This is a genomic window from Bradyrhizobium sp. UFLA06-24, from assembly GCF_054967145.1.
This window is the reverse complement of record NZ_JADFUE010000041.1, coordinates 26,216-43,606: the sequence shown is the minus strand read 5'-3', so window position 1 is coordinate 43,606 and position 17,391 is coordinate 26,216. Positions and strand designations below refer to the sequence as shown.

Here is a 17,391-nt window from a genome sequence, read left to right as displayed (position 1 = left end):
GATGACAATGGCTGCCACAGCGGGCTCAGGGGTCCGCGCTGGAGGAATGACTGCCGAGGAGCGAAAGGTCATTTTCGCATCCTCGCTCGGCACCGTGTTCGAATGGTACGACTTCTACATCTACGGCACGCTCGGCGCCTTCCTGGCAAAATACTTCTTCTCGAACGTGCCGCCGAACGTCGGCTTCATCTTCGCGCTGCTCGCCTTTGCGGCAGGCTTCGCGGTTCGTCCCTTCGGTGCGCTCATCTTCGGCCGCCTCGGCGACATGATCGGCCGCAAATACACCTTCCTCGTCACCATGACGCTGATGGGCATCGGCACGTTCTTCATCGGCCTGCTGCCGGGCTATGCAACCTGGGGCATCGCCGCGCCGATCGTGCTGATCGGCCTGCGCTTGATCCAGGGCCTTGCTCTTGGCGGCGAATATGGCGGCGCAGCGACCTACGTCGCGGAGCACGCCCCTCAAGGCAAGCGCGGCTACTACACCTCATGGATTCAGACCACGGCAACGCTCGGCCTGTTCCTGGCGCTGCTGCTGATCCTCGGAATCCGGACCGTGATGGGTGAGGAATCGTTCGGAGATTGGGGCTGGCGCATTCCGTTCCTGCTCTCCGGTGTCCTGCTGGCGGTTTCGATCTGGATTCGCTTGAGCCTGAGCGAGTCGCCGGTCTTCCAGCGCATGAAGGAAGAGGGCAAGACGTCGAAGCGCCCGCTCACCGAAGCCTTCGGCGAGTGGAACAACGCCAAGATCGCGATCCTGGCACTGCTCGGCGCAACCGCGGGTGAAGCGGTGGTGTGGTACGGCGGACAATTCTACGCGCTGTTCTTCCTCACCCAGACCCTGAAGGTACCGGCCGTCCCGGCGCAGATCATGATCGTGGTTGCGCTGGCGCTGGGCACGCCCTTCTTCGTCATCTTCGGCATGCTGTCCGACAAGATCGGCCGCAAGCCGATCATCCTCGCCGGCTTCCTGCTGGCAATGGTGACCTACTTCCCGATCTTCAAGGGCATCACCCACTTTGCCAACCCGAAGCTGGAAGCTGCGCTGTCGGCCTCGCCCGTGACCGTCATCGCCGATCCCAGCGAATGCTCGTTCCAGTTCAAGGCGACGGGCACCGAAAAGTTCACCACCGGCTGCGACATCGCCAAGGCCGCGCTGGTGAACCTGTCGGTGAACTATCAGAACCAGGATGCGCCGAAGGGCACCCCGGCGACGGTCAAGATCGGCGAGCAGACGCTCACGGCCACGTCGGCGGATTTCGCCAAGGCGTTGCCCGCGGCGATCAAGACCCACGGCTATCCGGCTTCCGCCGATCCGAACGACATCAACTATGTCATGACGACGGTGCTGCTCTGGATCCTCGTGATCTACGTGACGCTGGTCTACGCGCCGATCGCAGCGTGGCTGGTTGAGCTGTTCCCGAGCCGCATCCGCTACAGCGGCATGTCGCTGCCCTACCACATCGGTAACGGCTGGTTCGGCGGCTTCTTGCCGGCGACGGTGTTTGCGATCGTGGCGGCCACCGGAAACATCTATTCCGGCCTGTGGTATCCGGTCGCCATCGCGGCAATGAGCCTTGTGGTCGGCTTCCTGTTCCTGCCCGAGACCAAGGACGTCGACATCAAGCAGATCTAGCCGAGACTGGCAGGCGCCCAAAAGGCGCCGGCCTCACAACAATCAAACCGGCCGCGGACATTCCGCGGCCGGTTTCATTTTGATGTCTGCTCGTTGCTCCCAATGAATTGCAACACGACCTCGCGCCGGTGCGGCCGCGCGCGATGCTCTATCAGATAGATCGCCTGCCAGGTCCCGAGCGCGAGCTTGCCGTTCAGGACGGGGACCTGCAGCGAGGGTCCGGTCAGCATCGTCTTGATGTGGGCCGGCATGTCGTCCGGCCCCTCAGTATCATGCGTCCACGGCACGTTTTCAGGCGCGAGCCGCGCAAGCGCGGTAGTGAGATCCACGAGGACGGACGGATCGGCATTTTCCTGGATCGTCAGCGACGCCGAGGTGTGGCGGATGAATAGCGTCAGCGGGCCATCGCGCGCGCGGGCTTCAGCGACAAATTTTACAACCTCGCTGGTGAGATCGGTGAAGCCGCGGCCTTGCGTCTGCACCGTGAGCAGCGAGGAGACGATCGCCGTGGCTTGCACCGACGATGGCGCCGAGCGCGTGATGGATTTGGCTGATGTCATGAAACGTCTCTCAACGCGATAGCTGCCGTAGGGGTGGGCAAAGGCGTTCTTACGCCGTGCCCACGATGTTTCCTTCAATCGCCAAAAAGACGTGGGCGCGTCGCTTCGCGCCTTTGCCCGCCCTACGAGAACTCAACACGCGGATGGCGCGAACGGGTCCTCAAATCTTGCCCGATACGTCCTTCTGCACGCGATTGGCCATGTCGATCAGCCGGCGCCACGCTTTTTCCAGGAACGACATTGCGCGGTCGAGGTCCTGGTCACTCGGCAACGGGATCTCGAGCTTGCGGTCACCCTCGGCGACCTTCGGTTCTCGTGTTTGCGGCTCGGCCTTCTTCAGGGAATCGGATTTCGGCAGCGCTTCGTCGATCTTGCCTGATACGGTCGGCCCGGCCGCGAGCTCTCCCTTGAGCTTCTCGACCTCGGCCTGGAGCCGGCCGATCTCCGCATCGAGCGCGGAGCGTTCGTCGGGCACGGCGTAGCATGCCCAGCCGGCCTCGTTCTTGGTGCAGGTCGAGACCGCGCCGGTGCGGGTGTCGAGCCGCAGCACGCCCTCCCGGATCGGCGTCATGGTGTAACGACCGTTGTCGCCGTCTGGCGCGGATTGCGCGGCAGCCGCACCCCCGCTGGCCGCCACCGCAGCGAGGACCGCCGCCGCAAGCCACGATGTTGTGGATGATTTAACAGATCTCATCGCGCTCTCCACCACGCCGCACGGGTGGCACATCCCATCGGAATTCTACACCCCGCCGGGCGACGGCGCATCGCCGATCAGCTGGAGCCGCCGCAAAAAGCCGCAGCTGCGAAATCAACGGAAGCGGCCGTCAGTTTGATCCCGAAAGCTGCGCCAAATGTCAGCCGTATCGGCGGATCGCGCGCAAGGCTGCTGCGGTGCGGCGTCACGCTGTGTGCAGCACTGGCGTGCAAGGCGATATCTTCAACAAAGTCAGGTACATAGCAGAAGACGACGCGATCGTGACTTGGCTTGACTTGATTATGTGCGGTCAGTATGGTCCGCGCGGCTTTTGAGGGTGGCGGGCGTAATTTCCATTCAACCGCAGCGTTTCGGGTCTTCGTGGCATGGCTCAAGACACGGGGCACGGCGAGAATGGAGATCGCGATAGATCGCTCGAGGAAGCTGCGCTTTCCGAACGGCTCGGAAATCTTGATCAGCGGTTGTCCGAATTACGCGGCCGCCACATCAAGACTGAGCAACCCGCAGGTGACGGTGGAGACGGAGCGGCCAGAGCCTCGGCGATGGCGCTTGGTTTTCGGTTATCCTCCGAGTTGATCGCCGGGGTCGTGGTCGGAGCGGGGATTGGCTGGGGTTTCGACCGCTTGCTGTCGACGTCGCCTTTCGGATTTATCGTGTTCACGCTGCTGGGCTTCGTGGCCGGCGTGGTGAATGTGGTGAGATCGGCGGGCGCGGGTCAGAACAGGCGCGGTGGTTCTTGAGGCCGATCCGCAGGAGGAATTGATCGCGCCGGTTTCGCCGGCGCGGGCCGGCCCGGCCGGCAGACCGAGACCAGCCGGCATTGCCCGGCAGACCAAGAGATGCCGCGCCGATGAAAATCGATCCGATCCACCAGTTCAACATCGAGCCTCTCTTCACGATCGGCCATATCGGCAATCACACGATCGCCTTCACCAATTCGTCGCTCTATATGCTGGTGGCGGTCGCCATCATCTCGATCCTGATGCTGGCCAGCGGCAGCCAGCTCGTTCCCGGCCGCCTGCAGTCGGTCGCCGAGATCTCCTACGAGTTCGTCGCCTCGACGATTCGTTCGACGGCCGGCGCGGAAGGCATGAAGTTCTTCCCGCTGGTGTTCTCGCTGTTCATGTTCCTCTGCGTCTCGAACCTGGTCGGCGTCATTCCCTATACCTTCACGATCTCGAGCCATCTGATCGTGACCGTGGCGCTCGCGCTGTTGGTCTTCTTCACGGTGCTGATCTACGGCGTCGCCAAGAACGGCCTGAAGTTCTTCAAGATTTTCGTTCCTCACGGCGTCCCCGGCTACATCCTGCCGCTGGTCATGTTCATCGAGGTCCTGTCGTTCTTCCTGCGGCCGGTCTCGCACAGCGTCCGTCTGTTCGCCAACATGCTGGCCGGCCACATCGCGCTGAAGGTGTTCGCAGGCTTCGTCGCCATGCTCGGCTTCTCGCTCGGCGCCATCGGCTGGGTCGGCGGCGTGCTGCCGCTGGCGCTCACGATCTCGCTTTACGCTCTCGAGATTCTGGTCGCGTTCCTGCAAGCCTATGTGTTTGCGATCCTGACCTGCATCTACCTCAACGACGCCATTCATCCGGGACACTGAGCGGTCCGGGGAATTTCCACCCACAAACCCTATCTTTCTTTCAAGGAGTCTAAAATGGACGCGACAGCAGCAAAACTCATCGGCGCGGGCATCGCGTGCATCGGCATGGGCGGTGCGGGCGTCGGCGTGGGCGTGATCTTCGGCAACTACCTCGCCGCAGCCGTCCGCAACCCGTCTGCCGCGCAGGGCCAGTTCGGCAACCTGATCTTCGGCTTCGCCGTGACCGAAGCGCTCGGCATCTTCTCGCTGCTGATCGCGCTGCTTCTGCTGTTCGTTTTCTAAAGAACGACTTCTTTCGCGCCGCTTCATCCGAAGCGGCGCGTGACAGCAACAGGAGTACTCCATGGCCGAGAGTCATGGCGGCGCGAAAGGTCCCGAGACCAGCGCTCACACCGAAGCCGATGGCGGTCATCACAGCGGCGCGTTTCCGCCGTTCGAGAGCAGCACCTTCGCTTCGCAGCTGGTGTCGCTCGCGATCTTCTTCGTCCTGCTTTACGTGATCGTGTCCAAGCTCGCTCTGCCGAAGGTCGGCGGTGCGATCGAGGCGCGCCAGAACAAGATCGAGGGTGACCTCGCCGAGGCGCAGAAGCTGAAGGACCAGTCAGAAGCGGCGCTGAAGGCCTATGAAGGCGAACTCGCTTCGGCGCGTTCGCGGGCACAGGCGATCGGCAACGAATCCCGCGATCAGGCCAATGCGCAGGCGGAAACCGAGCGCAAGGCCCTGGAAGAGCAGCTGGCGAAGAAGCTCGCCGAGGCGGAAAAAACCATCGCCTCGACCCGCGCGAACGCCATGAGCAACGTCCGCGGCATCGCGGCCGATGCGGCCGGCACCATCGTCCAGCAGCTCACCGGCGTCGTTCCGGATGCGGCCTCGGTCAGTGCTGCCGTTGATGCGTCCTTGAAGGGTTAGTCGACATGTTCTTCGATCCTGAAACCTGGGTCGCCATCGCCTTCGTCGTCCTGATGGTCGTGTTCGGCTATCTCGGGGTCTTCAAGAAGGCGATGGCTGCGCTCGACCATCGCGCCGAGCGCATCAAGGCCGAGCTCGACGATGCGACGCGCCTCAAGCAGGAAGCTGCCAAGGTGCTCGCGGATTACAAGGCGCGCAGTGCCGCGGCCGAACGCGAGGCCGCCGACATCATCGCCAACGCCAAGTCGGAAGCCGAGCGCATCGCGACCGAGGCCAAGGCGAAGATGGAAGACTTCGTCGCCCGCCGCACCAAGACCGCGGAGAGCAAGATCGCGCTCGCCGAGGCCCAGGCGCTGGCCGACGTCCGCGCCGCAGCCGCGGAAGCCGCCGTCCAGGCCGCCTCCACGATCCTGTCGCAGTCGGTCAGGGGCCAGGTCGCCGACGATCTGCTCGCCAAGGGCATCACCGAGATTCGCCAGAAGCTGAACTGAGGGCAGACGCTCACACCCATCAAAAAGCCGGCGCTGATAGCGTCGGCTTTTTTGTTGCCCACACGGCTACCAAATGCAGTTGTCGTCGCCCGGCTTGACCGGGCGATCCAGTAGACCGAGACTCCTCGGTTCCGGCCCCGCTATCTCTGGAATACTGGATTGCCCGCTTTCGCGGGCAATGACAGTTGAACTTTTGGCGCGACCTCGCCCTACTTCTTCCGCCGCGGCTTCGGCTCGGGCGCCAGCGCCTGCGGGTCGAAGCCGACATAGAAGATGTAGGAATCGGCGACTGCGGCTGATGGCACCGGATAGGACAGATCCTCGGCGACGAAGGTGAAGGGCACGCTGCCGTCCTCCGACATCTGGACCGTGGTCCGGTACGCCTTCGAGGCGATCACCTTCTCGCCGACGCCGCCCTGCACCACGGCGACGCGCAGGGGAACCTCGACCGTGGGAGGCGCGCCGGCAGGCCCCGCGATGACGCGGCCCTGGATGCCGATGCGCGCGGTGATCTCGCCACCGTTGCGAACGCATTCACGTGCCATCTTGCTGATCGTGGCCTGGAAGCGGACGTCGTTGCCGACGGCCGGCTTGCCGGTCGCCCCGACGCCGTAGGTCGACGCGCCGGCGCGCACCGTGACCTGCGGACAATCGATGTCGTCATCGGCCGGCTGGCCCGGTGCAGGCGCCGGCTTGGCTTGGGCTGGCTCGTCCGATTTGCCGCCGAACAGGCTCTTGAATCGGTCCGTCAATGACTGCGCCGCAACCGGCGACACAGTCGCAAACGAGATCGAGAGCGCCAGCGCGATCACCGGGCCCCGCCGCAGCGCATTCCGCAATGATCGAAGCTCATTCATGAACGGCAGTACTCCATGGCAAGGTTCCGGCCGATCGGCCGGCCTGCGGGTTATATCGCCAAAATCGGCGATCCCAAGGCAGCAAAAGGTGGTGATCCCGTCACGCGGCGGCCCGGCTCAACCGCGGAAATCCTCATGCAGCAGGCCGAACAGCAAGTGGTCCTGCCAAATGCCGTTGATGCAGAGATAGCGGCGCGCCAACCCTTCGCGGGAGAAGCCGCACTTCTCCAGGACCCGGATCGACGGCGCATTGGTCGGAATGCAGGCGGCCTCGACCCGGTGCAGATTGAGCTCGCCGAACAGCGTCGGCAACAGCACCCGCAGCGCCGCGGTCATGTAGCCGCGATGGGCATGGGGCTGGCCGACCCAATAGCCGATGGTGCCGGCCTGGACGATGCCGCGACGGACATTGGCGAGCGTGATGCCCCCCACCATGGCGCCGTCGAGCTCGCGGAAGATCAGGAACGGATAGGAGCGGTCCGCGGCGATATCCTCCGAATAGCGGCGCAGGCGGCGGCGAAAGCCGGACCGGGTCAGATCGTCCGACGGCCAGATCGGCTCCCAGGGCGTCAGGTAATCGCGGCTGGTCTCGCGCAAATGCGCCCATTGCAGAAAGTCCGACATCTGCGGCGCGCGCAGCAGCAGCCCATTGCCGCGGGGCGCGAGGGCGGCGGGTCCACTGGATGGCAGGCGAAAGAGGGCCATGGTGATGCTTCCCGGGGCGGGCGGTCCGTTGCGCAGCTGTTATTGCAGCCGCGCCTTTAGTGGAGCCGAGCTTTGACGCGCGCCCGGGTCAATCCTTCCGCAAAAGACACCGCCGTGTCCAGACCCCTGCCGCTGCCCAATGCGACAACCGCAGGCCGGCTGCGCGAAAGCAGTGCACGCGCCGCATCGCGGGTCGATTCGATGCTGACGGCGTCGATTCGGGCCACCAGCTCCTGCACCGTCTGTGGCCGCCCGTAGGCCAGCACGTGCCTGGCGAGCTGCTCGGCACGCGAGGAGCAGCTTTCCAGCGCCATCAACAGACCTGCCTTCATCTGCGCCTTGGCGCGAGCGATCTCGGCCTCGGTCAGCGTCTCCACCGAATCGTTCATGATGTCGACCACGACCTCCATCATTTCAGGCGCATCGGCCGGATCGGTGCCGGTGTAGAGCCCGAAGAAGCCGGTGTCGCTATAGGGCGCGTGGAAGGTGTAGATCGAGTAGCAGAGGCCGCGCTTCTCGCGCACCTCCTGGAACAGCCGCGACGACATTCCGCCGCCGAGGATGTTGGTGAACACCTGGAGCGAGAACAGCGACAAATCGGTCTGCGGCACGCCTTCCAGCGCCAGCGTAAGATGCGCCTGTTCGAGCTCGCGATGGACGACTTTGGCACCGCCCTTGCCGAACTGGGCGGCCTGCGGCTTCGGTCCCGGCATTGCGTCGAAGCTCGCAAAGCGCCTCTCGGCCTCGGCAACGACCTGGCTGTGGTCGACTGCACCGGCTGCCGCCACGACCATGTCCGGGCCGCGATAATGCGTCGACAGATAATTGCGCAGCGAATCGCGGTTGAAGCTTTTGAGCGTCTTGGCGGTGCCGAGCAGCGAGCGCCCCATCGGCTGGTCGGGATAGCAGAGCTCGTTGAGATGCTCGAACACGACGTCGTCGGGCGTGTCCTGGGCCGCGCCGATCTCCTGCACAATGACGCTCTTCTCGCGCTCGAGTTCGTCCGGCTCGAAGGCGGGATTGGCCAGGATGTCGGCGAGCACGTCGAGCGCCAGCGGCACGTCGGCCTTCATCACGCGGGCATAGTAGGATGTCGTCTCGGTCGAGGTACCGGCATTGAGGTCGCCGCCGACCGCCTCGATTTCCTCGACGATCTCGCGCGAGGAGCGGCCGGTCGTCCCCTTGAACGCCATGTGCTCGAGCAGATGCGAGATACCGTGCTCGTTCGGCTTCTCGTCGCGGCCGCCGACGCCGGCCCAGACGCCGAGCGCGGCGGTCTCGAGGTGCGGCATGTTGTCGGTGACAACGGTCAGGCCGGAGGCAAGCTTGGATATCTCGACGCTCATCCGGCAACTCCCTGCTTTGCGGCGCGGCTGACCGACAGCACGAACCGCTCCACCTCGGACTGATCGTTCTTCATCACCTTCAGATGTTCGGATTTGGTCATGAGGCCTTCGAGCCAAGCCGGCAGATGCGGCCGCTGGCCACACGCCGCTTCGACCGCATCCGGGAATTTGGCGGGATGCGCGGTCGAGAGCACGATGTTCGGCACCGTCGTGTCGGTGGTGTCGCGGTCGGCGACCGCGAGCGCCACTGCCGTGTGGGGGTCGACGAGCTCGCCGGCCTCGCGCCAGGCGGCGCGGATCGCGGCCGCAGTCTCGGTCTCGTCGGCGCGGCCGGCGTCGAATTCCTCGCGGATCGCAGCCAGCATCGCATCGGGCAGCACGAAGCGTCCCGACTGCTTCAGCTGCTCCATCAGCCGGCGCACGGCGGGCGCGTCGCGACGGCCCGCTTCGAACAGCAGCCGCTCGAAATTCGAGGAGATCTGGATGTCCATCGAAGGCGAGGCGGTGGCGTGCACCTCACGCACCTCGTAGATGCCGGTCTTGAGCGTGCGTGCGAGGATGTCGTTGACGTTGGCGGCAATCCGCAGCGTGCGGACGGGAAGACCCATCCGCTTGGCGACGTAGCCTGCAAAAATATCGCCGAAATTGCCTGTCGGCACGATGAAGTCCACCGCGCGCGCCGGCGCGCCGGCGGCGACCGCGGAGGTGAAATAGTAGACCACCTGCGCGACGATGCGGGCCCAGTTGATGGAATTGACGCCGGAGAGAGCGGTCGCGTCGCGGAAGCGATGGTTGTTGAACATCCCCTTCACCAGCGCCTGGCAATCGTCGAAATTGCCCTCGATGGCGAGCGCGTGGACGTTGGCGGCCCCCGTCGTCGTCATCATCCGCTGCTGCACCTCGGAGATGCGCTTGTGCGGAAACAGCACGATGAGGTCGACGTTCTCCAGGCCGGCGAAGGCTTCGACCGCGGCACCGCCGGTGTCGCCTGACGTTGCGACCACGATGGTGGTGCGCTGGCCGCGCCTGGCCAGGACGTGATCCATCAGCCGCGAGATCAGCTGCATCGCCACGTCCTTGAAGGCGAGCGTCGGACCGTGAAACAGCTCCAGCACGAATTGATGCGGCGACATCTGGCGCAGCGGCACCACAGCCGGATGACGGAAGGTGGCATAGGCCTCGTTCGCCATGCGGCCGAGCTCGGCGTCCGAAATCTCGCCGCCGACGAACGGCCGGATGATTTCGACCGCGACTTCCCAATAGGGACGACCAAAGAAGCCGGCGATGGTCTCGCACGAGAGCTGTGGCCAGGTCACCGGCACATAGAGGCCGCCGTCGCGGGCGAGCCCGGTCAGCATCACGTCGCAAAAACCAAGCTCAGGGGCCCCGCCCCGGGTCGAGATGTAACGAGTCAAACTGCCCTCCAAAGGCCGGCCCGACCTGAACTCTGGCCTTAAGCCTTTGATTTTACGATGTTCCTAGTTCGCCATCACAGGCGCTGCGGGCACCATAGAGTGTTTTGCGGCATCGGGAAACCGCTTCCCGGCAGCAAGCATGCCCAACAAAAAGGGCTGCGGCGATGCCGCAGCCCTTCTCTTGGAAGGTCTGTCGTTGATGTGTGCAGACCCGGTTTCCAGCGCGGGGCGCTTGCCCCGAAATCTCTGGTTCGAGCTATCGTCGCCTGTCACGAAATCGTCAAGACCAAAAACGGCGCGCAGCGCCAAAAGTTCCAGTTTTTCCCGATTTGCCTCGGCGAAGCCGGCGGATCAAACTGGCTGCCGCGCGACACCCACTGCCGCGTTTTCCTAATCCATGATCTTGAGCGGGGAACGAACGGTTCGCCGGCCCATTGTGTCGGCGGATCCGATCAGCCGCCGTCCATGCATTGCCCGGACCAGCGGTCGCGTCGATCCATCGGCCGAGCCGGCCGCATCCTGGAGCAGCCGGCTCGGTCCCTGGCGACGTCAGTTCATGCCGATTTCGACCGCGATCCGGATCAGGTCGGAATGGTTCTTGGCGCCGAGCTTCTGCTTGAGCAGCGACGTGGTATTGGCGACCGTCTTGTAGGAAATGCCGAGCGCCGCGGCGACCTCGACGATCTTGTTGCCGCGCCCGAGCAGGCGGAGAATTTCGAGCTCGCGCGGCGTCATCTGCGAGGCCGGATTGGCCTTGATCGCAGCGCCGGAGAAGGTCACGGCCTCCGCAAGCTGCGGCGAAATGAAATTGTCGCCCGCGACCACCCTGCGCACGGCCTTGAGCAGGATGCGGGGATCGTCGCCCTTGGAGACGTAGCCTTGTGCCCCGAGCTCCACCGCACGCACCACGAAGGCGGGATCATCGTTCATGCTGAACATGATGATCTTGGCGTCCGGATCGTCCTTGCGGATCCGCCGCATCAACTCGAAGCCGGAGAGGTCGGGCAGGCTGATGTCGATCACAGTCACATCGGGGCGCTTGCTGATATAGGCCCGGTGTCCGGATTTGGCGTCGCTCGCCTCGTCGATCCGGATCGAATGGTCGGAGGCAAACAGGGTGCGACATCCTGACAGGACCACGGGATGATCGTCGACGATGAGAACCTTGGTCGCCGGCTTGGCGGTATCTTGCATTGTGCGCTCTCTGTTTTGTTCGACTCATAGACCGGCGGGAACAAATGGAAAGAGAAAATTCCGCCGATGCACGTTAGAATTGGCCTAATGTGGCAACGGCTCTCATTCCGGACTCAACTGTTTCTCCCGCTCGGCCTGAGCTTCGTCGCCGCGCTGGTCCTGAGCGGCGTGCTGCTCCAGGCATTTGCGACCGGTCAGCTTGCCGAGGAGAGCGAGCCTGGCCGGCGCTCGACCCAGACGATTGCTGTCGCTCTCAACAGCGCGCTGCGCGCCTCCGACAATCCAGGGAAGGTGCTGGACGCGTTCGTCCAATCCCTGAATCCGACCTCTGACATTCAATTCCGCCCGGTAGGAGCGGGTCCTGTGCTCTCCGCGAAGGAGGGCCTGCGGGATACGCATGGCGTACCCCAATGGTTCGTGGACCTGATCGCCCTTCAGAACGTGGACGCGGCATCTCCCGTCATGATCGAGGGCAGGCATGTCGGCGACATCGTGTTCATGCCCGACCTCTCCGCCGACCTGTTCGAGAAATGGATCGGCTTTCTGGCGTTGGCCGGCCTCGCCGCTGTGCTGATGCTGTTGACCGGATTGATCGCCTATTTCTTTGCAGGCGCCGCGCTTCGGCCCCTGCAAAACCTCGGCGCCGGCCTCACCCGTATCAGGGGCGGCGACTATGCAACGCCGATCCCGGTCGCGGGGCCGCCGGAAATCCGGCAAAGCTGCGAAGAGGCCAATACGCTGGCAGCGACGCTCGCGCAATTGAGTCGGGACAACCGCGACCTGCTGCACCGGCTGGTCTCGCTCCAGGACGACGAGCGGCGCGATCTCGCCCGCGAGTTGCATGACGAGCTCGGCCCGCTGCTGTTCAGCATCCGCGCCGGCGCGATCGCGCTGGGCGAAGCTTCACCGCAGGCGGGACATCTCGGCAATTCCATGCAGGAGGTGATGCGATCGGTCGAGACACTCCAGCAGACCAACCGCCGTATCCTCGACCGGCTGCGGCCGCTCTACATCGAGGAATTGGGATTGGAAGGCAGCGTTCAAACGCTGCTTCGGAATTTTCGCAACCAGGCGCCGCATATCGGCCTGACCGCGACGATCGATCCTGGGCTCGACAGGGTCAAGGGGCCGCTGGCCCAGACCGTCTACCGCGTGATCCAGGAGGCGTTGACCAATGTGCTGCGCCACGCCGGAGCACGCAATGCCCATGTGGAGGCGGGGATATCGGGCGATGCGCTCAGCGTCGAAGTCTCCGACGACGGCGGCGGCTTTCCGGCCGACAATGTCTTCGGCCGTGGTCTGACCGGCATGCATGAGCGCGTGCGCGCGCTCAGCGGATCGCTGTCACTCTTGCGCGCGGACGAACGAACCTATGTTCGTTGCCGTCTGCCGATGGAAAGGGTGCGAAACGGGCCGGCATCAAGCTAGAGCCCGTTCCGATGGAGCTTTCGCAACGCTCTAACAGACGCAGCCTTGGTGCGCGTCCTGCTGCGCCGGTTCGCACAGCGTGCCGTGGATCTTGCCGTCTGCGCTGAAGCGAAACGAGGCGCGGATGCGCAGCGAACCCGCGATGGAATATTCGAGATCAACGCCATTCTGCGCGGGATGGATCTCCTCGAGGCCGAATCCTGCCGAGGAGAACGCGCTGAGTTTAGGTCCCCAATAGGCCTCAAGCGCGCTCCGACCGCGATAAAGGCGCGTGCCGTTGCACGTGCACTTCAGTTCGGCATCGTCGGCGTAGAGGTCGAGCAGCGTCGCGAGGTCGCCCCTGCGGCAGGCATCCACCCAATCGACGACAAGTCCCATCTGGTCGAAATCGCTCAAAGCCAGCAATCCTGTTTGCCGCCAAAAAAAACAGAGGCGGTTTAAGATCACCCTCGTGAATATGCGCTGAATAATAAAGTCCGGAACATTCCGGGTTCCCACCGGAAACCTACGGATCCAGGCGGCCCTGCCGGCGTCCTCTCAGCCAGACGAGGAAGGCGATCAGGACTGCGCCCGCAAGCGCAAACCACGTGATCGCGTATTGCAGATGATCGTCCTTCAGGTGCACGTCGAGCGGTCCCGGACGCGGAATGCCGTTCTCGGGCGCGGGCTGTTCGAGATCGACATAGAACGGCGCGACCGTACCCCACCCAAGCGCGCGCGCGATCGCCAGATGATCGCGCACGAACCACAGCCGCTTGTCGCGGTTCGCGGCCGGCGTCAGCCATCCCGGGGCTTCCGGAAAGCGCAGATAGCCTGACAGCACGACAGGCGCGCCGGTGACGAACTTCTTCACCGCGCGATCCTCGACGCTACGATCCTGCATCGTGTTCTCGACGAAGCCCGCATCGATCACGACGATCTCGCCGCCCGGCAGCCGCGCCGGCAGGAAAGCCCAGGTGCCGGGGGTGGATGCATCCTTGCGCACGGCCGAGCCGGACGAATAGACCATCGCATCCGGCAAAGCCGCATAAGTAGCGGTGAAGCTGACGCGGCGAAATTCGTCGCGCGCAGGCGTCAGCCCGGCCCAGTGCGCAGGCGGCGGCAGTGCGACGGGCGCTGCCGCAAGGCGTTCGGTGAGGGCCGCGATCAGCTCGTGCTTGGCGGTGCGGCGCTGCAATTGCCAGACACCGAGCGCGACGAAGACTGCCGTCAGCAGCAGTGTGAACAGCATGAAGCCGGCCACGCCGGGCTTGCGCGCGGCCTCGTTCATTTCGCGCGGTCGATCAGCCGGCCAGGTGCTGCCTTGTGGTGGAATTGCAGCGCGATCAGCAGCGATTTCATAGAGCGCAACGGCAGAAGCGTGGTGGCGAGGATCAGCGGCAGCCACAGCACGGCATGCAGCCAGAACGGCGGCTGGTACTTGACCTCGACCACGAGGGCGCAGCCGACCACGATCGCGCCGGCCAGCATGATGATGAAGATCGCCGGACCATCGCCGGAATCGATGAAGGCATAGTCGAGGCCGCAGCGGCTACAGGACGGCGCCAGAGTCAGGAAGCCCGCATAGAGCTTGCCCTCCCCGCAACGCGGGCATTTGCAGGCGAGCCCACGCAGCGCGCTTTGCACGACGGTGGGCTGGGTTTCGGAACTGCCGGTGGGTTCGTTCATGGCGCAAGTCTATCACAGTTTCGGCCGAGGCTTTGGCTACCGGAAAGCGAAAGGGCGACCTTGCGGCCGCCCTTTCTCAATCGATCTGACGTGGTTCAGTGGGCGCCGTGGGCCATGGTCTCGGCGCCATGTCCCCAGACATAGATGCACAGGAACAGGAACAGCCAAACAACGTCGACGAAGTGCCAGTACCAGGCGGCGAACTCGAAGCCGAGATGCTGCTTCGGCGTGAAGTGGCCGGCATAGGCGCGCACCAGGCACACGATCAGGAAGATGGTCCCGACCAGCACGTGGAAGCCGTGGAAGCCCGTCGCCATGAAGAACGTCGCGCCGTAGACGTTGCCGGCGAAGGAAAAGGCGGCGTGACTGTATTCATAGGCCTGCACGCAGGTGAAGGTCGCGCCCAGGAGGATGGTGAGGATCAGACCATACTTCAGACCCTGACGATCGTTCTCCAGCAGGGCATGGTGCGCCCACGTCACCGTGGTGCCCGATGTGAGCAGGATCAGCGTGTTCAGCAGCGGCAGATGCCAGGGATCGAAGGTCTCGATGCCGTGCGGCGGCCAGGTGCCGGGCACGCTGCAGGCCCCGGCTTGGGTGCCGAGGCCGCAGCCGAACACCGCGTCGCGGGTGGCGTGGACGGCATCGGCCGGAAACAGCGCGGCATTGAAATAGGCCCAGAACCAGGCGACGAAGAACATCACCTCGGAGGCGATGAACAGGATCATGCCGTAGCGGTGATGCAGCTGCACGACGCGGGTGTGGTCGCCCTTGTACTGGGCTTCCTTGATCACGTCGCCCCACCAGCTCGCCATGGTGTAGAGCACGCCGACGGTGCCGACACCGAACACGATCGGCGCCGCCGAGAACATGTGGTGCATCCAGGAGATCGCGCCGACCGCCATGATGAAGGCCGAGACGGAGCCGACCGCCGGCCACGGAGAGGGATCGACCAGATGGTAGTCGTGATGCTTGCCTTGCGCGGTAGCCATTGCGGTCTGTCTCCTCAATCCCGTGCCTATCAGGCACTTATCCCCTTATTCCAGCCCTGAGCGTCAACCCGGCGGCTGGAGATTTCCCTTGCGCTTGTCGTCATCGCCGGATGCGAGCGGCTTCACCACCGGATCCTTCACCGGATAGAACGTGTAGGACAGCGTGATCGTGCTCAGCCCGTCATTGTCGTGGTCATTGACGATCGACGGATCGACGTAGAACACCACGGGCATCTCGCGCTTCTCGCCGGGCGCCATGGTCTGCTCGGTGAAGCAGAAGCAGTTGATCTTCTGGAAATAGGATCCGACCGTTAGCGGCGCGACGTTATAGGCGGCCTGAGCCGAGGTGGTGCGCGCAGCCTGGTTGGTCACGGTGTAATAGATCGTGGTGACCTGGCCGATATTGACCTCGATTTCGGTCTGCTCGGGCTCAAACTTCCAGGGCAGGCCGGGCGCGACGTTGGAATCGAAGCGCACCGCGATCTTCCGTGCGATCGGGCCGGTGGCGGGCGCCGAGGTCGCGACCTGGGTCGTGCCGTTGAAGCCGGTGGCGCGACAGAACCAGTTGTAGAACGGCACCGCTGCATAGGACGCGCCGACCATCAGCGCGACCACGCCGCCGCAGATCGAAGCGACCAGCGCATCGCGACCGAGCCCTTTCCTGGCCGTTCGGCTCTGATCCCGCGGTATGGTCGGCTTCTGATCCATCTCTGTCACATTGGGCGAACGAGAACCGCCGGCCCCTTGACCATGGTGACGGCGAAGAAAAGGACGACGAGCACACCGAGCGCGAGCGCGATTGCGATCGAGCGCTGGCGACGGCTCTTTTTTTGCGCCTCGGTGAGGACGATTCCATCTGGCTCGGGTTTGTCAGCCATCGCCGTGATCATGCGCCCCCAACCATCGGAGCAAGCGCCCGGACCACGACCTCGGCCAGCAGGGTCGCGAACAGCGCGAACAGGTACAGGATCGAGAAGGCGAACAGCTTTCGCGTCGCGCGCAGCGACTGGCTGCGCTCGCGACGCAGATAGACATTGATCGCGAGCACCAGCATGCCTGCGCCAAGGATCAGCGACACGATGCCATAGACGGCGTCGAAATAGCCGATTGCCCAGGGCGCTGCGGCCACCGCGATCAGCACGATGGTGTAGAGCAGGATCTGGAGACGTGTCGCGTCGGGGCCGGCGACGTTGGGCAGCATCGGGATGCCGGCGCGGGCATAATCGTCGGAGCGGAACAGTGCCAGCGCCCAGAAGTGCGGCGGCGTCCAGAAGAAGATGATGGCGAACAGCAGCAGCGGCTCGACATCGACCCGGCCGGTCACGGCAGCCCAGGCCACCACCGGCGGCAGCGCACCGGCGGCGCCGCCGATCACGATGTTCTGCGCGGTCCAGCGCTTCAGGCCGATCGTGTAGATTACGACGTAGAAGAAGATGGTGAAGGCAAGCAGCGCGCCCGCGATCCAGTTGACGAGGATGCCGAGCGTCATCACCGAGAAGAAAGCGAGCGTCATGCCGAACGCCATCGCCTCGGGACGGGTGATGCGGCCGCGCGGAATCGGACGGTTCGCGGTGCGCGACATCTTGGAGTCGATGTCGCCTTCGAGCGCCATGTTGAGCGCGCCCGACGCGCCGGCGCCGACGGCGATACAGAGCAGCGAGGTGATCGCCAGCACCCAGTGGAAGTGCCCGGGCGCCATCGCCATCCCGACCAGCGCGGTGAAGATCACGAGTGACATCACCCGCGGCTTGAGCAGCGCGAGATAGTCGCCGACCTCCGCCTCGGAGATGCGGGGATTGATGTCGATGGCGTTGTGGTCGAGGACGGACACGAATTCAACTCGCTTCGTTACAGAGCCGCGGCGCCCGTCTCGG

At 64.2% G+C, this 17,391-nt stretch carries 22 protein-coding genes; 7 read left to right on the top strand and 15 right to left on the bottom strand.

Annotation, left to right across the window (positions count from 1 at the left end):
* Positions 1–46: 46 nt before the first annotated feature.
* Positions 47–1,636: an MFS transporter gene (locus IF809_RS26960; RefSeq protein WP_128969505.1), complete on the top strand. Its 1,590-nt coding sequence runs from the start codon at positions 47–49 to the stop codon at positions 1,634–1,636.
* 74 nt (positions 1,637–1,710) lie between these two features.
* On the opposite strand, the gene IF809_RS26955 is transcribed toward IF809_RS26960, so the two are convergent.
* From IF809_RS26955 to IF809_RS26945, 3 genes are all read right to left on the bottom strand, one after another.
* Complete coding sequence (locus IF809_RS26955; protein WP_128968763.1) at positions 1,711–2,196, bottom strand: secondary thiamine-phosphate synthase enzyme YjbQ; 486 nt, start codon at positions 2,194–2,196, stop codon at positions 1,711–1,713.
* A 160-nt stretch (positions 2,197–2,356) separates the two neighbouring features.
* Positions 2,357–2,890 (bottom strand): hypothetical protein, encoded by a 534-nt coding sequence (locus tag IF809_RS26950; RefSeq protein WP_462839006.1) that lies wholly within the window; start codon positions 2,888–2,890, stop codon positions 2,357–2,359.
* A gap of 77 nt (positions 2,891–2,967) precedes the next feature.
* Positions 2,968–3,285, bottom strand: a complete 318-nt coding sequence (locus IF809_RS26945) for a hypothetical protein (protein ID WP_128968765.1) — start codon at positions 3,283–3,285, stop codon at positions 2,968–2,970.
* Between IF809_RS26945 and IF809_RS26940 the strand changes: the two genes are divergently transcribed.
* From IF809_RS26940 to IF809_RS26920, 5 genes are all read left to right on the top strand, one after another.
* Complete coding sequence (locus IF809_RS26940) at positions 3,277–3,651, top strand: AtpZ/AtpI family protein (protein WP_128968766.1); 375 nt, start codon at positions 3,277–3,279, stop codon at positions 3,649–3,651. The genes IF809_RS26945 and IF809_RS26940 overlap by 9 nt on opposite strands.
* Before the next feature lie 110 nt (positions 3,652–3,761).
* Positions 3,762–4,511 (top strand): F0F1 ATP synthase subunit A, encoded by a 750-nt coding sequence (locus IF809_RS26935; protein WP_092289027.1) that lies wholly within the window; start codon positions 3,762–3,764, stop codon positions 4,509–4,511.
* A 54-nt stretch (positions 4,512–4,565) separates the two neighbouring features.
* Entirely contained in the window at positions 4,566–4,793 is a 228-nt protein-coding gene (locus tag IF809_RS26930) for a F0F1 ATP synthase subunit C (protein ID WP_092289028.1), read from the top strand.
* Between the two features lie 61 nt (positions 4,794–4,854).
* Positions 4,855–5,421: a F0F1 ATP synthase subunit B gene (locus IF809_RS26925; protein WP_128968767.1), complete on the top strand. Its 567-nt coding sequence runs from the start codon at positions 4,855–4,857 to the stop codon at positions 5,419–5,421.
* Between the two features lie 5 nt (positions 5,422–5,426).
* Entirely contained in the window at positions 5,427–5,912 is a 486-nt protein-coding gene (locus tag IF809_RS26920; protein ID WP_462839005.1) for a F0F1 ATP synthase subunit B family protein, read from the top strand.
* A gap of 209 nt (positions 5,913–6,121) precedes the next feature.
* Here IF809_RS26920 and IF809_RS26915 read toward each other — a convergent pair whose 3' ends face one another.
* From IF809_RS26915 to IF809_RS26895, 5 genes are all read right to left on the bottom strand, one after another.
* The gene (locus IF809_RS26915) at positions 6,122–6,769 is read right to left on the bottom strand and encodes a hypothetical protein (protein ID WP_128968769.1); all 648 of its coding nucleotides are present in this window, start codon (positions 6,767–6,769) and stop codon (positions 6,122–6,124) included.
* Between the two features lie 117 nt (positions 6,770–6,886).
* The gene (locus IF809_RS26910) at positions 6,887–7,474 is read right to left on the bottom strand and encodes a GNAT family N-acetyltransferase (RefSeq protein ID WP_063197874.1); all 588 of its coding nucleotides are present in this window, start codon (positions 7,472–7,474) and stop codon (positions 6,887–6,889) included.
* 56 nt (positions 7,475–7,530) lie between these two features.
* Entirely contained in the window at positions 7,531–8,820 is a 1,290-nt protein-coding gene (locus IF809_RS26905; protein WP_128968770.1) for a M16 family metallopeptidase, read from the bottom strand.
* On the bottom strand, positions 8,817–10,235 hold the full coding sequence (gene thrC, locus IF809_RS26900) for a threonine synthase (RefSeq protein ID WP_462839004.1): 1,419 nt from the start codon (positions 10,233–10,235) through the stop codon (positions 8,817–8,819). Before thrC ends, IF809_RS26905 begins: the two co-directional genes overlap by 4 nt.
* A 549-nt stretch (positions 10,236–10,784) precedes the next feature.
* On the bottom strand, positions 10,785–11,429 hold the full coding sequence (locus tag IF809_RS26895) for a response regulator transcription factor (RefSeq protein ID WP_128968772.1): 645 nt from the start codon (positions 11,427–11,429) through the stop codon (positions 10,785–10,787).
* A gap of 87 nt (positions 11,430–11,516) precedes the next feature.
* Here IF809_RS26895 and IF809_RS26890 point away from each other — a divergent pair, with 87 nt between their 5' ends.
* Positions 11,517–12,857, top strand: coding sequence for a histidine kinase (locus tag IF809_RS26890; protein WP_462839003.1), 1,341 nt, complete (start codon positions 11,517–11,519; stop codon positions 12,855–12,857).
* Positions 12,858–12,887: 30 nt separating this feature from the next.
* On the opposite strand, the gene IF809_RS26885 is transcribed toward IF809_RS26890, so the two are convergent.
* From IF809_RS26885 to IF809_RS26855, 7 genes are all read right to left on the bottom strand, one after another.
* Positions 12,888–13,253 carry a nuclear transport factor 2 family protein gene (locus IF809_RS26885; protein ID WP_128968774.1) on the bottom strand — a complete coding sequence of 122 codons (366 nt, stop codon included), beginning with the start codon at positions 13,251–13,253 and terminating at the stop codon, positions 12,888–12,890.
* Positions 13,254–13,362: 109 nt separating this feature from the next.
* Positions 13,363–14,127: an SURF1 family protein gene (locus IF809_RS26880; RefSeq protein WP_462839002.1), complete on the bottom strand. Its 765-nt coding sequence runs from the start codon at positions 14,125–14,127 to the stop codon at positions 13,363–13,365.
* Positions 14,124–14,525, bottom strand: a complete 402-nt coding sequence (locus tag IF809_RS26875; protein ID WP_128968776.1) for a DUF983 domain-containing protein — start codon at positions 14,523–14,525, stop codon at positions 14,124–14,126. Before IF809_RS26875 ends, IF809_RS26880 begins: the two co-directional genes overlap by 4 nt.
* Before the next feature lie 95 nt (positions 14,526–14,620).
* Positions 14,621–15,517 (bottom strand): cytochrome c oxidase subunit 3, encoded by an 897-nt coding sequence (locus IF809_RS26870; protein WP_128968777.1) that lies wholly within the window; start codon positions 15,515–15,517, stop codon positions 14,621–14,623.
* A 63-nt stretch (positions 15,518–15,580) separates the two neighbouring features.
* Complete coding sequence (locus IF809_RS26865; protein ID WP_128968778.1) at positions 15,581–16,225, bottom strand: cytochrome c oxidase assembly protein; 645 nt, start codon at positions 16,223–16,225, stop codon at positions 15,581–15,583.
* Between the two features lie 5 nt (positions 16,226–16,230).
* Positions 16,231–16,407 (bottom strand): hypothetical protein, encoded by a 177-nt coding sequence (locus IF809_RS26860; protein ID WP_035700697.1) that lies wholly within the window; start codon positions 16,405–16,407, stop codon positions 16,231–16,233.
* Positions 16,404–17,348 (bottom strand): heme o synthase, encoded by a 945-nt coding sequence (locus IF809_RS26855; protein ID WP_128968779.1) that lies wholly within the window; start codon positions 17,346–17,348, stop codon positions 16,404–16,406. The genes IF809_RS26860 and IF809_RS26855 overlap by 4 nt, the downstream gene beginning before the upstream one ends.
* Positions 17,349–17,391: the final 43 nt, after the last annotated feature.

Coding starts and splice junctions, on each gene's coding strand:
- IF809_RS26960 (WP_128969505.1), top strand. CDS start 47: ATGACTGCCGAGGAGCGAAAGGTCATTTTCGCATCCTCGCTCGGCACC.
- IF809_RS26955 (WP_128968763.1), bottom strand. CDS start 2,196: ATGACATCAGCCAAATCCATCACGCGCTCGGCGCCATCGTCGGTGCAA.
- IF809_RS26950 (WP_462839006.1), bottom strand. CDS start 2,890: ATGAGATCTGTTAAATCATCCACAACATCGTGGCTTGCGGCGGCGGTC.
- IF809_RS26940 (WP_128968766.1), top strand. CDS start 3,277: ATGGCTCAAGACACGGGGCACGGCGAGAATGGAGATCGCGATAGATCG.
- IF809_RS26935 (WP_092289027.1), top strand. CDS start 3,762: ATGAAAATCGATCCGATCCACCAGTTCAACATCGAGCCTCTCTTCACG.
- IF809_RS26930 (WP_092289028.1), top strand. CDS start 4,566: ATGGACGCGACAGCAGCAAAACTCATCGGCGCGGGCATCGCGTGCATC.
- IF809_RS26925 (WP_128968767.1), top strand. CDS start 4,855: ATGGCCGAGAGTCATGGCGGCGCGAAAGGTCCCGAGACCAGCGCTCAC.
- IF809_RS26920 (WP_462839005.1), top strand. CDS start 5,427: ATGTTCTTCGATCCTGAAACCTGGGTCGCCATCGCCTTCGTCGTCCTG.
- IF809_RS26915 (WP_128968769.1), bottom strand. CDS start 6,769: ATGAATGAGCTTCGATCATTGCGGAATGCGCTGCGGCGGGGCCCGGTG.
- IF809_RS26910 (WP_063197874.1), bottom strand. CDS start 7,474: ATGGCCCTCTTTCGCCTGCCATCCAGTGGACCCGCCGCCCTCGCGCCC.
- IF809_RS26905 (WP_128968770.1), bottom strand. CDS start 8,820: ATGAGCGTCGAGATATCCAAGCTTGCCTCCGGCCTGACCGTTGTCACC.
- IF809_RS26895 (WP_128968772.1), bottom strand. CDS start 11,429: ATGCAAGATACCGCCAAGCCGGCGACCAAGGTTCTCATCGTCGACGAT.
- IF809_RS26890 (WP_462839003.1), top strand. CDS start 11,517: ATGTGGCAACGGCTCTCATTCCGGACTCAACTGTTTCTCCCGCTCGGC.
- IF809_RS26880 (WP_462839002.1), bottom strand. CDS start 14,127: ATGAACGAGGCCGCGCGCAAGCCCGGCGTGGCCGGCTTCATGCTGTTC.
- IF809_RS26875 (WP_128968776.1), bottom strand. CDS start 14,525: ATGAACGAACCCACCGGCAGTTCCGAAACCCAGCCCACCGTCGTGCAA.
- IF809_RS26870 (WP_128968777.1), bottom strand. CDS start 15,517: ATGGCTACCGCGCAAGGCAAGCATCACGACTACCATCTGGTCGATCCC.
- IF809_RS26865 (WP_128968778.1), bottom strand. CDS start 16,225: ATGGATCAGAAGCCGACCATACCGCGGGATCAGAGCCGAACGGCCAGG.
- IF809_RS26860 (WP_035700697.1), bottom strand. CDS start 16,407: ATGATCACGGCGATGGCTGACAAACCCGAGCCAGATGGAATCGTCCTC.